Raw genomic sequence first — 13,394 nt, forward strand, 5'->3', positions numbered from 1 at the left:
GGTGCAGAGCCGAGCGTCGCGATCGCGAGCGAGGCCCCACCGAGGACGGCACGCCGAGTGAGAGAATGGGTCACGAGCGCTTCTCCTTACGTTTGGGCGCAGATTCCTTGATCAGATAGCCGGTCACGGAGCGTTTCTTGTCGAGCCATGCTTGCGCGGCCTCGCGCACCTGCTCGGCGGTGACGGCCCGGATGCGGTCCGGCCAGCTTCGGATATCGTCGATGCTGAGCCCGGTGGTGAGCGCGGTGCCATACCAGCGCGCAAGCGTCGCCTGGTCATCCTGGGCGTAGATCGCTTGCGCAATCAATTGGGTCTTGACGCGCTCGAGATCCTCGGCGCGCGCGGGATTTTGCGCGAGGTCGGCGATCACCTTGTCGATCGCGTCCTCGATCTGGGCGAATTCGACGCCAGGTTTCGGCATGACAGAGATCATGAATTGCGAGGCATCAAGCGAGGTGCCCTCGTAGCTCGCGCTCGTGCTGATGGCGAGCTGCTTGTCGATCACCAGCACACGGTAGAGATAGGAGTTGATCCCGCCGCCCATCAAATGCGCGAGCACGTCGAGCACAGGGCTCTCGCCTGCGGCCGCAGTGGTAGCCGAGGGCACGAGATAGAAGCGGCGCCAGGTGGGCTGCTCGACGCGGGGATCGGAGAGCGTCACGGTGCGGGGTGCCGCGGGCGTCGGCTCCTGTGGCCGCACGCGCTTCGCGGGAATCGCGGGCTGCGCAGGAATGTCGCCAAAATTCTTTTCCACCATCGGGCGGATTTCCTTGGGATCGACGTCGCCGGCGATGATCAGGATCGCGTTATTCGGCGCGTAGAAGCGCTTGTAGAACGCGAGCGCGTCCTCGCGGTCGAGCTTCTCGATCTCCTGGCGAAAGCCAAGATTGGGGCGGCCGTAGGGGTGGTTGAGGTAAAGCGCCGCCCTGATCTGCTCGGTGAGCCGCCTATCGGGATTGTTGGCGACGCGCATGTTGAATTCTTCGAGCACAACATCGCGTTCGGACAGCACGTCCTCATCTTGGAGAACGAGACCGGTCATGCGGTCGGCCTCAAATTCCATCATCTTCGTCAGCTGCTCGCGCGGCACGCGTTGGTAATAGCTGGTATAGTCGGGCGAGGTGAAGGCATTCTCGTCGCCGCCGACGCGCAGCACGGTCTGGGAGAATTCGCCGGGCGGATGCTTCGCTGTGCCCTTGAACATCAAGTGTTCGAAGAAATGCGCAAGCCCCGATTTGCCCGGCGTCTCATCGGCGGAGCCGACCTTATACCAAATCATCTGGGTCACGACAGGGGTACGATGATCGGGGATCACCACTACCTGCAGGCCGTTCGCAAGCGTGAAGCTTGCTGGTCGTTCCGAGGTGACTGTGATCTGGGCAAGCACGCTCCTGTTTTCAGCAACGTCCCGGAGGCTAGGATTGCTGCTATTATCCCTTTTGTATTCGACTTTGTATTCGACCGCCAGCGCGGTGGGTGTCGTCAAGGCCATTGCAACAGTGGCCGTGCCTAGCACCTTGGTTGTCACGGAACTCCAATTCTTCATGGCATCGCCTTTGGTCACATCGAGATACACATTCTGCAACGGCCGATCCCGACAAAGCAGAGAGCCGCACGCCGTTGGCAAACAAGGGAGCAAAAGCCGGGCCAATCGCGCCTAATGCTCCCGCGCACGGACCGCTGCGCGGGCAGCTGGACGCAAAACGAAGCGTGGCGCGTGCTTTCTCTTCCGAAAGCCAAAGCCGCACTTGTTTGGTATCCGCCAACATGTTGCGAACACGACGTTGCACACGAAAACGCACAATAACTCGCCGCCTCGCGCTTGCCTAAATCCTGCGACGCCACATAATGGCGCCTTGATCTCGCGCCAGAGGCACTGCTCCGCCGTTTCGTGGCCGCGCCGGCGCCCGCCAGGAGACATACAAAGCTTGTCGCGGCGCCGCCGCACCAGGAGTACCCGGCCGCGCTTCGACGCGACGAGCTTTGACGATCTTGCCATTTCTTCGATCCGAATGACCCGAAATGTCCTAGCGTATACGCGACAAGATCATGTGGAAGGTTCGGGCCCGGCGAATTTTGTCCTGCACCTCGCACCGCACCTTGAGTTCAATCAGCTCGCCCTCCAGCACCGGCCGCTGCGCCGTTCAAGCGCTACTTCAGCGACCTGCAGGATCAGGTGCTCGCATTGCATCGAGTTTCACGTCCCTCCTCGGCATCACAAACTATTGGCTCCGGCAATGATGACGATCGCGCAGTTCATTCTTTGCCCGACCGTGCTCCACGGGTACACGAAGCGTGTCGGCCTCCATCGTCTTCTTCCTACAACTTACGTAGGTGCTTGAGCGCCTCAGCCAATTCGGACGCACCCTCTTGGCGGCCACTGCCGAGAGCTGCCGTCCTGCAGGAGGAGCTCTTCAAAATGAAACAGGCTTTTCGGATTGCCGGCGTGCTAGCGTCCACCGAGACCGTCTTGCCCCACCTCAAACTCTTCTCCGGCCAGCACTAGCTCTTCTTTGGCAGACCCCGACGCCTCACCTGACGGAAGCATCGATGTGGCCTCCAATGGCTCATCATGAAACGCACTGAGCCTCGTCAGCTTCTCGAAAGCTAACGTTGCTAGGATGAGAGAGTGGTTATCAACAGGCGGTGTTACGAACATGAACGCAGGTGCACCCGATATCGGAGCAACGGGAAGCAATAACGGTGCGAATTTTGACGGAACCGAAGGGGCCGATGACGCCAACTCGCAGGCCGCGCAACAACGCAAAGCTTTCGAATCGGCACTTGGCATGATCGCAATGCGAATTGTCAGCGATGCGCAGGCCGATCTAGACTCTGTCATGGACGACACAGAAGAGGATGTTTGACTCCGCCCCGTCGAGTCGGGAACAACGAGCGGCACACGGCACATCCAAACAACGGTGAGAAGAGAGAAAGGAGAGGAGCTTCTCCGCAGCTGGAGGATCCGCACCACAATAGTGTCTGATCGTTCTGATCGGTTGCGGTAAGCTTGGCGTCACAGTCCTTAGGGTTCTTGTCGCTCCGGGCCACTCCGGTCATCCGCATCTCGGTAGCCCAAGACGTCTGGCTCACATACCTAACGGACGCGCCTCGCTTCAGGCAATCGCGCATTTACAAACTTGCACGTCATAAGGTGTCTTATACGGGGGAGAGACCGAACAGGATCTTCCTCTCCTCGCGCGCTGCGTAGCGGCTGGACGCGCCTAACGACTCGGCGCGTCGCTCTTGGCCGTAAACCCGATAAATCGCGCATTCCTGCCGCCTGGCGTTCGCCGCCATAGCGCATCCGGCCGCCGAGGCCCTCTTGTCAATCAATCGACCTTGCAATGGAACTACTGGTAGAATCCTGTGCATCGTCGACTTGAGGTTGGACCAACTCTCGCTGGTTGAGACGCCCCCACTCGTCCAGTCGTGCCTTCGTTGCAGACTGTTACCGGCAGAGATATGACAGCCAGATCATCGATAGCGTGAGAGCGCGGAATACGCATGAGTATCCCGAAGCGAGGCGCTTCCCTGCGCACTCGCGCTGAGGAGCATGGGAGAGCGGGCGACAGCGCCCGCTCCCGTTATTTTGAACTGTGCTCAGATCGGCCTTACCCGGCAGCCCGCTCATTGGCGTCAATGCTCGCCTGGTTGACCCGCCATCCGGACCTATCGACCCACCCTTGACCTTGCTCATATATCGTCTGTGCACCATCCGCCGTAAGCTGATCGAGGGTTCGGCCAGCATTGGACTGCGTCACCTTCAGATTGTTGGCACCGTCCCTCTTGTCACCGAGTCCCTCGACAACCATAGCGTTGTCGCCATTCGTGATGGTGAGCTTGGACGAAATGGTTCCCTTGCCGTAGTCGACCGTATCCACGGTGATCTTCGTGCCATCATCGAGTTGCAGGGTCATGCCTTTCTTGAAATCAAAGTCGTCCTTGCCGTCTCCATTAGCATCGACATGAGGGTCACCATGAATCTTCGAGACATGGCCGGTTTCTTTGTTGCGAACGCTCCAGGTGCCGTCCTTCTCGTCGGCCGTGATTGTATACTTGTCGCCAAGGTGTATCGTTGCCTTGCCGTCATGGACCTCATGCGACCACACCGGATTAGTTTTAGGTGGCGGGCTCTGGTTCACCGCAACTGGGGTCATCGACGCAGGCGGGGGAGGAGGAACGAAAACTGGCGTGTAGTAGTACAATGGAGTAGCGAGCGGCGGAGGAGTGTACTGGGATTGGGAGCCGGCGCCCGGGGCGCGCCCCTCTTCACCAGCATCGATACTCGCCTGGTCCACCTCACGCCCGGCGCCGTCGACCCAACCCTGACCTTGCTCATGGATCGTTTGTGAACCATCGGCTGTCAGCTCATCGAGAGTGAGGCCAGCATTAGACTGCGTCACCTTCAGATTGTTGGCACCATCCTTGTCGTCACCGAGGCCCTCGACAACCATGGCGTTGCTGCCATTCGTGATGGTGAGCTTCGATGAAATGCTCTTGCCGTTGCCGTAGTCGGCCGTATCCACGGTGATCTTCGTACCATCATCGAGTTTCAGGGTCATGCCCTTCTTGAAATCGAAATCGTCCTTCCCGTCCCCATCAGCATCGAAGTGAGGATCGCCGTGGATCTTCGTGACATGCCCGGTCTCGTTGTTGCGGACAGTCCAGGTGCCGTCCTTCTCGTCCGCCGTGATTGTATACTTATCGCCAAGGTGGATCGTGGCCTTGCCGTCATGGACCTCATGCGTCCACACCGGATCAATTGAGGACGACGAGCTTTGGTTCTGCGCGACCGGCGCGAACGAAGGAGGCGGCGGCAGGGCGAGAACGGTTGAAACGTGGGCCCGACTGAGTACGGCGTGAGCGACGACGGCCGGACCATTTACCGGCAGGTACTGGTAGGCCCCAACCGGGACGCCGGCAGCGCCGGCGTACTGCCCCATCACCACGTTGAACATTGGAGCGGCGGGCACGCCTTCAGGCACTAGCCCTACCGCCGGATTGAAGCCGCCCACCACGGGAAGATACGCCATTTTCATTCACTCCTATTGCATTGAAGGAAGCGACAGACTGCGAGGACCACCCGCACAATCAACTTGGCACGTTGCGCCGAGGCCATTCAAAAACCAATCCCACGTCATGACCAGCAGCAGGCCGCCCTCGCGTTTCTTGTTGCAGGCGACAACAGCCTTGATCGGCGGACCACTTCTCTTACCCATTGCCTTCGGCAATGCGGGCCTCTCACGTCGAGCGCATCCAAGTCGCAGGAAGTTTATCCTGAGTACCTGTCGAAAAGCTGACGATAAGATAATCGCCCACCAGCACATCAGCTTTCGGATCATCTGAATGTTGAGAGCATGTGATCGCGACGAATCGCTCTTCGTGATGGGCGTCGGAACAACGACATCTTGGGACGCGCGGCCGGCAAGCGTCCACGCTCTCTAAAGAACGTCGGCCGAGCCTCTCGCGTGAATGCTCCATGCGGTCTTTCGGTGCCTTAGAGAACCGTCCGTGAGAGAAAAAGTTGGGCCACCACGACTCATTCCGCGGCCTTTCTGAGACTCGTCAGCTTCTCGAAAGGTAATCCTCTTAGGATGAGAGCGCTGATCTCTAGGCGACGAGTCGTCTATTGATCTTAGTGGAGATGAACACAGGAGAATGCGATGATTGGAGAAATGATCGGAAGCGCGGCTGGTGGATGGCTCGGTGGACCGTCGGGAGCGGCAATTGGTTCCGCTGTCGGTGGAGTACTCGACCAAGCCTTCGAGAAGGTTATTCACAGCTTGGAGCCTGAGAAGGCTGATGCTGACAAGGTCGCCAAGGACAATGGCCCTGCCGCAGGAAGCACCCCCCAGTGTAACCACGGCAACGGCGAATTGACTCTCTTGAATGGCCCGCCAGGCGCGCATGTAATGATTTCATTTCCTGCCGTCGTCACGCCAGTTGGTTAGGCGTGAGGCAGGTCATCAGTAGCAGTAACTTCCAAACAGAAAGGTGAGTCGATATGGTTTCTCCCGTTGGCGGTTTCCCCACTCCGTCTGAAGTCCCTACGAATCAGCAAACCGGGGCTGGCGATTTCGCGGCGCAGCTCGCCGAGCTCGAGCGTGTTAGCAAAGAAGCTCAGGCCAATAGCATCGTGATGCGCAGAATTACGACTGAGCTCTCGTCCGAAAAGAAGGTTGCCGACGAGCGCGTGAGTTAGCGCTGCAAGAGGGGCTCACGGCCGCTTTTTTCGCGTGCTGGATGCTCTCTACAGCCTGACGAATTCGGAACCAGCCGTACGGCAACGCCGTACGGCTTCTCGTTGCTCAGGGAGCCTCTCCGTGAACGAACCGGCCTCCGTTGATTTCGAAGTGCTATCAGGGCTCTATTCCGGGGTGACCGGTGAAGCGCCCGTCGGAACGAGCCTTATCGGAAGTGGCCTCGATGCCGATATCGTCTTCGTCGAACAGGGGCTCGAGCCCAATCACTTCCGTCTCACCCCCCTGCACGATTCGATGGAGATCGAGGCTCTAGCAGCCGGAGTCAGCATAGAAGGAAACGGAGATATTGCCGTAGGCAAGCGGGTTGTTATTTCTCTTCCTGCCGTCGTTCATGCGGGCACGATGTCCATTCGCTGCACACAGGATTCGGAGCAAGGATCAATCGGCCTGTCGCGTGTCTCGATAATAGCAGCCGCCTTGGTCTTGCTGAGCTCTGTCGGGATCGCCACTCTTGCAGTCAGCTTCCTCTTTGACGGCAGTGCCGGTGCACTGAGCCCCGATGCGCCCCCTGTCGCCGCACTTCCACCGAAGCTGACGCTCAACGGTCCTGATGATCGCCCCCTCCATGCGGCCGCCGAACAGCTGCAAGAGGAGGTCAACAAAGCGGGACTTCTCAATATCAAGATCGGTCCTGGGCCAGGTGTGGTCAGCGCCGAGGGCACCGTGACGCCTGCGTCAGTCAGTAGATGGCAGAAGGTTCAGCAATGGTTCGATCAGCATACGAACGGATCGCTGACACTCGTAAATGGAGTGATCGTGAAGGAGGATAAGCCGCCCTCCTCAATTGCTGTCCAGGCGGTGTGGCGCGGAGCCCACCCCTATCTTCTTATTGGTGGCCAAAAGTACTTCGTGGGCGCGCTGTTGAACGATGGATGGACGGTCGATCGTATCGAGACGGGACGCGTACTGCTCAGCCGGAATGGACGGCTTGCTGCTCTTCCCTATTAGAGCTCCACCGCCGCAGGAAAGGAGAACGTCATGACCAAGCTGCCCCAGCATCCTGTCGGACTTGGCACCTCTTCGCAAAGGCTCAACACGCACGACCATGAGCCAGCGAACAAGCCGGCCCTCCCTCAAGTCCATAATTTAGGGATCCATGGCACCGATGGCGGTGGCGAGAAGAGGCACGGGTCGGTTTGGCCGGATACCGAGGCGCCGGATCTGCCAATCGAGGCCGCGCTTGAGGTAAACGATATCAATGCCGTCTCGCGCGTCAGTCTCAACGAGAGGCGCGTACGGATAGCTGAGATCGATCCCCGTGCAGCACTCGCTTCACTTTATGGCCGCAATCTCGCAACTGGCCTGCTCTCCTTCGTGACACCACGCCTGCGTGACCCGGACGTGCTGCGAGCAGAGAAGCATGGTGTTCTTCTCGAGCGCTTGGCCGATAGGCTATGCGCCGAACCGGAGGCTTCGGCGGCGCGTGAAGGGACCGAAGCCCTGCAGCAGGAGCTCCGGCGGCTCATCCTGCTCCGGCAGAACCAGAACAGTTTGATTGGGGGCTAGCATGATCGACTCGGGCGGAGCGCAGTTCGCCAGTCCACCGCCGCCGGCCGATGCTTCCAAAACCGGCGATGTCTTGCCAATCTCAGGGCAGGAGCGTGATTTGGTCTGCGCAATATCCTTTGTCCACCTTGCGTGTGGACAGAGCGCACAAGCTCTCGCTCTGTTGCGGCTCATTGCCCATGACGATTCGCAAGACGTCGACCTGCTTCGCATTCTTACCTATGCTCTCATCTCGGAGGGCTTTGGCAATGAAGCACTTGCCGTGCTGGATAGACTAGACACGCTTGATGACGAGCCCTCTTCGCGTCTGCCTTTGACGCTTCTCCGCAGTCACGCGCTACGACGGGCCGGCCGTATGGACGAGGCGCGGGCAGTCTTCCAAGACTATGTGTCCCTGCGTGGCAGGACAGCCCCAACGGAACAACAATAAGAATCGTCTCCATGGCAAACCTCCTTCGTAAGCTTATCGTGCGCGCGCCATTCCACCCGGATTTCATGGTCGCGTTCATGCTGCTTCTGGCAATCGCAATGATGATCATGCCGATGCCGATCGTCGTGGTCGACATGCTGATCGGCTTCAATCTGGGTTTTGCCGTATTGCTGCTGATGGTTGCTCTGTATCTCAGTACGCCACTGGATTTCTCGTCCTTACCCGGCGTCATCCTGATCTCTACCGTTTTTCGTCTGGCGCTGACCATCGCGACCACGCGGCTGATTCTTGCTGAAGGAGACGCCGGCAGCATCATTCACACCTTCGGTGAGTTCGTGATATCAGGGAACATCGCGGTCGGCATTGTTATATTTTTGATCGTGACCATGGTGCAGTTCATGGTTCTCGCGAAGGGAGCCGAGCGCGTTGCTGAAGTGTCGGCACGATTCACGCTCGACGCTCTGCCGGGCAAGCAGATGGCTATCGACGCGGAGCTACGCAACGGTCATATCGATCAGCACGAGGCACGCAGCCGGCGAGCCTCACTGGAGCGAGAAAGCCAACTTCACGGCGCGATGGATGGCGCCATGAAGTTCGTGAAAGGGGATGCCATTGCCGGACTCATAGTCATATGCATCAACATGCTGGGAGGAATCAGCATCGGACTGCTCTCCAAGGGCATGTCCGTCGATGAGGCATTGCATCAATATACGCTGCTCACCATCGGCGATGCGTTGATTTCTCAGATTCCGGCGCTCCTGCTGTCGGTTACGGCCGCAACCATCGTCACACGTGTGAATGGGCCTTCCAAGCTCAAGCTTGGTGCCGATATCATCAACCAACTCACGGCCAGTACCGAGGCATTGCGGGTAGCGTCCGGCGTCTTACTTCTGATGGGGCTGATACCAGGTTTCCCTTTGCCCCCGTTTCTCATGCTGGCCGCACTTTTTGCCGGGACGAGCTATGTCAAAGGCGGTGTGCAAGGCGCGAACACGGGCTCCAAGACGAGCGCTAACGTTAGTACTCCGACTTCCAATCCAGCGCAGGCTCAACGACAAACCATACCTGCGGAGGCGCTTCCGGTCGCGGTATTCTTTGCACCTAACCTGGTAAACGCGATTGACAGAGAGGAAGTTGAGCAGCACATCGCTCGCATTTCGGCACTGGTCTCAGCCGATCTTGGCATCACGATTCCCCGCATTCCAGTCCAGGTCGATCAACGTTTGGCCCAATCCGAGTTTAGGCTAGATGTGGAAGGGGTACCGGTTGAACGGGATCGGGTGGATCCGACGCAGCTCGCGCTCACCGACGACCGAGCGAACATTGAATTGAGCGGCATCCCGTATCGGCAAGATCCAGACACCGACCGGATCTGGATCGAACAGAGCCATGCACCGGCTCTCAAAGCGGCCGGGATCGGGCATCACCGTCCGAGCGAAATCATAGCCCTGCGCGTCAGTTCCGTACTGACGCGATATGCGCAGCGCTTGGTAGGCATTCAAGAGACGCGACAATTGCTCGCCCGGATGGAGCAGGAGTATGCCGACCTGGTGAAGGAAGTGCTACGCACGACTCCAGTTCCCCGGATCGCCGATGTCCTGCGTCGCCTGCTCGACGAGGGCATCCCGATTCGTAACACCCGGCTGGTCTTGGAAGCGTTCGCCGAATGGAGCGAACGCGAGCAAAACGCCGTCCTGCTCACCGAATATGTCCGCTCCGGCCTAAGGCGGCAAATCTGCTATCGCCATGCCAACGCTCACCGTGTTCTGCCCGCCTTTATCGTCGAACGTGAAACTGAGGATGTGATTCGTAGTGCGGTCCGAGAGACCACCGTCGGGCCGTACCTCGCGCTGGAGGACCGGCATAGCGAGATGTTGCTGTCGCAACTGCGCCAGATTCATTTAGGCCTGCCACCAGGTCAGAGCCAGCCCGTCATCCTGAGTTCGCTGGATATCAGGCGCTTCGTCCGCGGCTTTCTCACCCGCAACGGGTTCGATCTTCCTGTTCTGTCTTATCAGGATCTCGCCTCCGATTTCACGGTCCAGCCGGTGGGGTCGCTCAAGCTTACAGGTCCCAAGGAAAAAGCTCCGACAGGAGAACAACGCAACCTGCATGCCACAAACGGCTAACAGAGTGCAGCAGTCGGTCGTGAGATGGATGGCATGAATTCACCTACAATAAGATTCGCTGCTCGATTGTATGCGTTCCATCCGCCCTCGGGCTTTACTCTCGTCGCTTTATTCGCCACCCTTGTGCTTGGTGGTTGCGCCAGCTTGGATCAGCAAGCTATCTCAGTTCAAGAGACGCCGCGGCCGGAGTTGCTGGGCGCCAAGGACATCGATTCTGCTATGCGCGAGCGCATTGCACACGCCCTCGTCCGGGTTTCCGACGAGGAGAGTTTGCGTGAGGCTCTGAAGCAAAAGCCAGACAATGTCGATGCGGCAATCTCGCTTACGCAGGCCCTTCTGGCACAGAAACGCGCGAGCGAAGCACTTGAGGTAGCCGACAAGATCTTGCTTACAGTTCCTGGTAATTTGCGTGCCCTGAATGCAAAAGGGGTGGTTCTCGACGCCAAGGGGCGTCATGATGAAGCACAAGCGCTATATCGCGAGGCTCTCGCAGCGGCCCCAGGCAATCAGATGTTGCGCAACAATCTCGGCCTATCGCTCGCACTTGCTGGGAATGCCGATACTGGAAACGCCAGCCTGCAACCGCTTTCGCACGAGCCGGGTGCGCTGGCCCGTTCGCCATAGCGTGGCCTTCGCGTAGAACGCCGGATCGTACACGCTTAACGCCTGCGCGTCAGCTCGTCGTCAGCTAGGCTGACTATCAAGTTCGCGGTGCCTGACGAGTCTGAACTCAGTGGGAGAATACTTCACCGATAGGAAACCCAATCACCATGTATGGCCGAATCAATAGCTCACCCGGTGCTTCCGACACTGATGAAATGAGACAATCCGCCACCAACCACACGCAATCTGATGCAGACAGCCAACGCTTTGCGGACATGTTTGCTGAGATGCACATAGCGGCGCCGAGCGCTAGTTCGTCTTCGGGAGCAACACCCTCGTACTCCCTCGTTCGGCGACCTCCTGTGGTGGAGATCACAAGGTCTTCATTCGAGGAGAACGTGAGGGACTTTTATGGCGATGAAATCCAGCATATCGCTGCGAAACCACAGCAATACTCGCTTCCCGCATCCTCGAAAGCCGAACGCACGGCACAAGTTGCTTATGACCACGGCAGGAAATCTGGTTCGGAAAACGCACGCTATTTCAGCTATCAGCTAGGCAACAAGAGTGTTGGACTTCTGCGAACGGAAGGCGGAGCTAGCATGAGTGATGTGTTCAAAGAGGAAAAGGCACGCGCGCGCTGGCGGGAACAGTTTCCCGGACGGACCGAACTCACATCCACTGTGGATTTTCGGGTTACTCATCCCCTCGTCGAGAACGCAGGCGATATTCTGTTGGAACATCAGCTTCGGCTCGACGGCGAACGGCCTTTGCTCCTCTCTCATGCTGTCAACGACGACGCGAAAGCCCGCGCAGCGGCGTTGGGTTTTGTTGAGGTGAGTGACTCGATGATGGTGCTTGATCCTACCCGGCATTCCGATAAGTGGACGAAGAATGATAACGGCGAATGGCAGCGGAAAAACAAGCCTCCATTGTATCTTTCTAAAGCTGAAGACAGTGACGGCCGTGATGCCAGGGGGGCCCAGCGTGCCCCAAATACCACGCCGGATTGGGACGACGATGACTTTATGTAGACTGGTCCGAAGAAGATAGATCATGCGAAGCGACACCGGATTTGCCAGTAGGTCAGAATACCCGTCTTTGGTGTCCGTCGCCATGCAGCACTTCAGGATGCTGAAGAAATTTCATCGCCTACACGGGCCTCACGCGCGGTAAGCGCTGGTTGTGCTGGTTGGACAAAAGAGCGCGCCGGCTATTCTCATCGAGAGCCGGCAAATCGAGGCTATGGTCCAGCTTGCGAAATCGTCTCGGGACAGCTCACCACAGGTTCGGTGAGTGCCCGCTCGCTGATGCGCCCAGAGGGTGTCAAAAGAATGTGTAAGCAGGTTTCTGTGAGTTTACCTTACCGAGGAGACCCACATGAGGACCGAGACGACGATTACACCCTGAACTATTGGATCAACTGCTTGCTAAGTATGAGAAGCCTGAAGACCTCACAGGTGCAGACGGGCTTTTCAAGCAGCTGAAGAAGGCGCTGATTGGGCGGGCGCTTGGTGCGGAGCTAAGTGATCATCTTGGCTACGAGAAAGGGGGACCCGGTGCCTTGACAGAGCTTGCTGCCCGGCCACTGTTAGCCACCATGGGATCGATGACAATGTCCGGCTGATGCAAGAAACGACTACAATTCAACCTTCACAGAGGCCTCTTACACGAAATATCTGACATTCCCCTTTCAAACGGCCGATGGCCTGTCTTTGTATTTTTTGCGCCCCGTCCGTGGCGATGGACCTTGACGATCGTGGCGTCGACCATGGCGTATAACATGTCCGGCTCGTCCGAGATCGCGCCGAACAGGCGTCCACACGTCCGCCTTCACCCAGTCGCGGAAACGCGTGTACACGCTATTTCATTGGCCGAAAGCTCGCGGCAAATCGCGCCAGGAACTGCCCGGGCGCACGATCCATAACACCGCCTCCACAAACAGCCGGTTGTCCTTGCCGCTGCGTCCGGGATCGCTCGGTTTGCCGAGACACAGCGTTTCCATCTTCGTCCATTGGGCGTCAGTCAAAAACGAATCGTTCCATCCGAAGCTTAAATCACAACCGAGCCGCGATGAGGATTCCAACAGGCCCAGCGCCTGGATTTGGGACTTTTCATCCACACGGCGCCGAGACGTAGGCTCGCCAGATGCCTTGCACCGTCGACACCGACAGGCCGTTGGCGTTCGCCATGTCGCGCGAACTCCAATGGGTGGCGTTCTCGGGGGCATTTCTCCAGCGTCCGCACGACCACCGCTTCGATGCGAGCATCGTCAATCGTGCGCGGCGCCCCGGAACGCGGCTCGTCGTGCAGCCCGGCCACGCGCCGCTTCACAAAACGACGCTGCCATTTGCCTACCGTCTGCGTGTCCAGGCCCAACTTGCCGCCATTTCCTCGTTCTGACCGCCCTCCGCGCAGGACAGCACGATCCGAGCTCTCAGAGCCAGCGCTAGCGCCTTC

At 58.4% G+C, this 13,394-nt stretch carries 11 protein-coding genes and 3 pseudogenes; 9 read left to right on the top strand and 5 right to left on the bottom strand.

Going from position 1 to position 13,394, the window contains the following annotated elements:
* Nucleotides 1–70 precede the first annotated feature (70 nt).
* Together C7G61_RS39250 and C7G61_RS46550 are read right to left on the bottom strand one after the other, a co-directional pair.
* Nucleotides 71–1,546, bottom strand: a complete 1,476-nt coding sequence (locus C7G61_RS39250; protein WP_420836833.1) for a M16 family metallopeptidase — start codon at nt 1,544–1,546, stop codon at nt 71–73.
* 300 nt (nt 1,547–1,846) lie between these two features.
* Nucleotides 1,847–1,999 (bottom strand): annotated as a pseudogene (locus tag C7G61_RS46550) (NUDIX hydrolase); the annotation flags it as partial.
* A 658-nt stretch (nt 2,000–2,657) separates the two neighbouring features.
* On the opposite strand from C7G61_RS46550, the gene C7G61_RS39265 reads away from it, so the two are divergent.
* Nucleotides 2,658–2,867, top strand: coding sequence for a hypothetical protein (locus tag C7G61_RS39265; RefSeq protein WP_108522968.1), 210 nt, complete (start codon nt 2,658–2,660; stop codon nt 2,865–2,867).
* Nucleotides 2,868–3,614: 747 nt separating this feature from the next.
* Here the strand turns inward: C7G61_RS39265 and C7G61_RS39270 are convergent.
* Nucleotides 3,615–5,036 carry a DUF1521 domain-containing protein gene (locus C7G61_RS39270; protein WP_108522986.1) on the bottom strand — a complete coding sequence of 474 codons (1,422 nt, stop codon included), beginning with the start codon at nt 5,034–5,036 and terminating at the stop codon, nt 3,615–3,617.
* Nucleotides 5,037–5,666: 630 nt separating this feature from the next.
* Between C7G61_RS39270 and C7G61_RS39275 the strand changes: the two genes are divergently transcribed.
* The 8 genes and pseudogenes from C7G61_RS39275 to C7G61_RS46555 form a co-directional block, all read left to right on the top strand.
* Nucleotides 5,667–5,954 (top strand): hypothetical protein, encoded by a 288-nt coding sequence (locus C7G61_RS39275; protein ID WP_108522969.1) that lies wholly within the window; start codon nt 5,667–5,669, stop codon nt 5,952–5,954.
* Nucleotides 5,955–6,326: 372 nt separating this feature from the next.
* Nucleotides 6,327–7,214, top strand: a complete 888-nt coding sequence (locus C7G61_RS39285; RefSeq protein ID WP_108522971.1) for a SctD/MshK family protein — start codon at nt 6,327–6,329, stop codon at nt 7,212–7,214.
* 30 nt (nt 7,215–7,244) lie between these two features.
* Entirely contained in the window at nt 7,245–7,772 is a 528-nt protein-coding gene (locus C7G61_RS39290; protein ID WP_108522972.1) for a hypothetical protein, read from the top strand.
* Nucleotide 7,773: 1 nt separating this feature from the next.
* Nucleotides 7,774–8,202 carry a hypothetical protein gene (locus C7G61_RS39295; RefSeq protein WP_057850262.1) on the top strand — a complete coding sequence of 143 codons (429 nt, stop codon included), beginning with the start codon at nt 7,774–7,776 and terminating at the stop codon, nt 8,200–8,202.
* Between the two features lie 11 nt (nt 8,203–8,213).
* Nucleotides 8,214–10,331, top strand: a complete 2,118-nt coding sequence (gene sctV / locus C7G61_RS39300; protein ID WP_108522973.1) for a type III secretion system export apparatus subunit SctV — start codon at nt 8,214–8,216, stop codon at nt 10,329–10,331.
* A 33-nt stretch (nt 10,332–10,364) separates the two neighbouring features.
* On the top strand, nt 10,365–10,955 hold the full coding sequence (locus C7G61_RS39305) for a tetratricopeptide repeat protein (protein ID WP_108522974.1): 591 nt from the start codon (nt 10,365–10,367) through the stop codon (nt 10,953–10,955).
* Between the two features lie 377 nt (nt 10,956–11,332).
* Entirely contained in the window at nt 11,333–11,968 is a 636-nt protein-coding gene (locus C7G61_RS39310) for an effector protein NopP (RefSeq protein WP_274542310.1), read from the top strand.
* A 380-nt stretch (nt 11,969–12,348) separates the two neighbouring features.
* A pseudogene (locus C7G61_RS46555) lies at nt 12,349–12,492 on the top strand (IS256 family transposase); the annotation flags it as partial.
* 130 nt (nt 12,493–12,622) lie between these two features.
* Here the strand turns inward: C7G61_RS46555 and C7G61_RS46560 are convergent.
* A pseudogene (locus C7G61_RS46560) lies at nt 12,623–12,939 on the bottom strand (transposase); the annotation flags it as partial.
* Nucleotides 12,940–12,986: 47 nt separating this feature from the next.
* Nucleotides 12,987–13,268 carry a hypothetical protein gene (locus tag C7G61_RS47665; protein WP_420836834.1) on the bottom strand — a complete coding sequence of 94 codons (282 nt, stop codon included), beginning with the start codon at nt 13,266–13,268 and terminating at the stop codon, nt 12,987–12,989.
* Nucleotides 13,269–13,394: the final 126 nt, after the last annotated feature.

It is taken from the genome of Bradyrhizobium algeriense, from assembly GCF_003062295.1.
Lineage (GTDB): Bacteria > Pseudomonadota > Alphaproteobacteria > Rhizobiales > Xanthobacteraceae > Bradyrhizobium > Bradyrhizobium algeriense.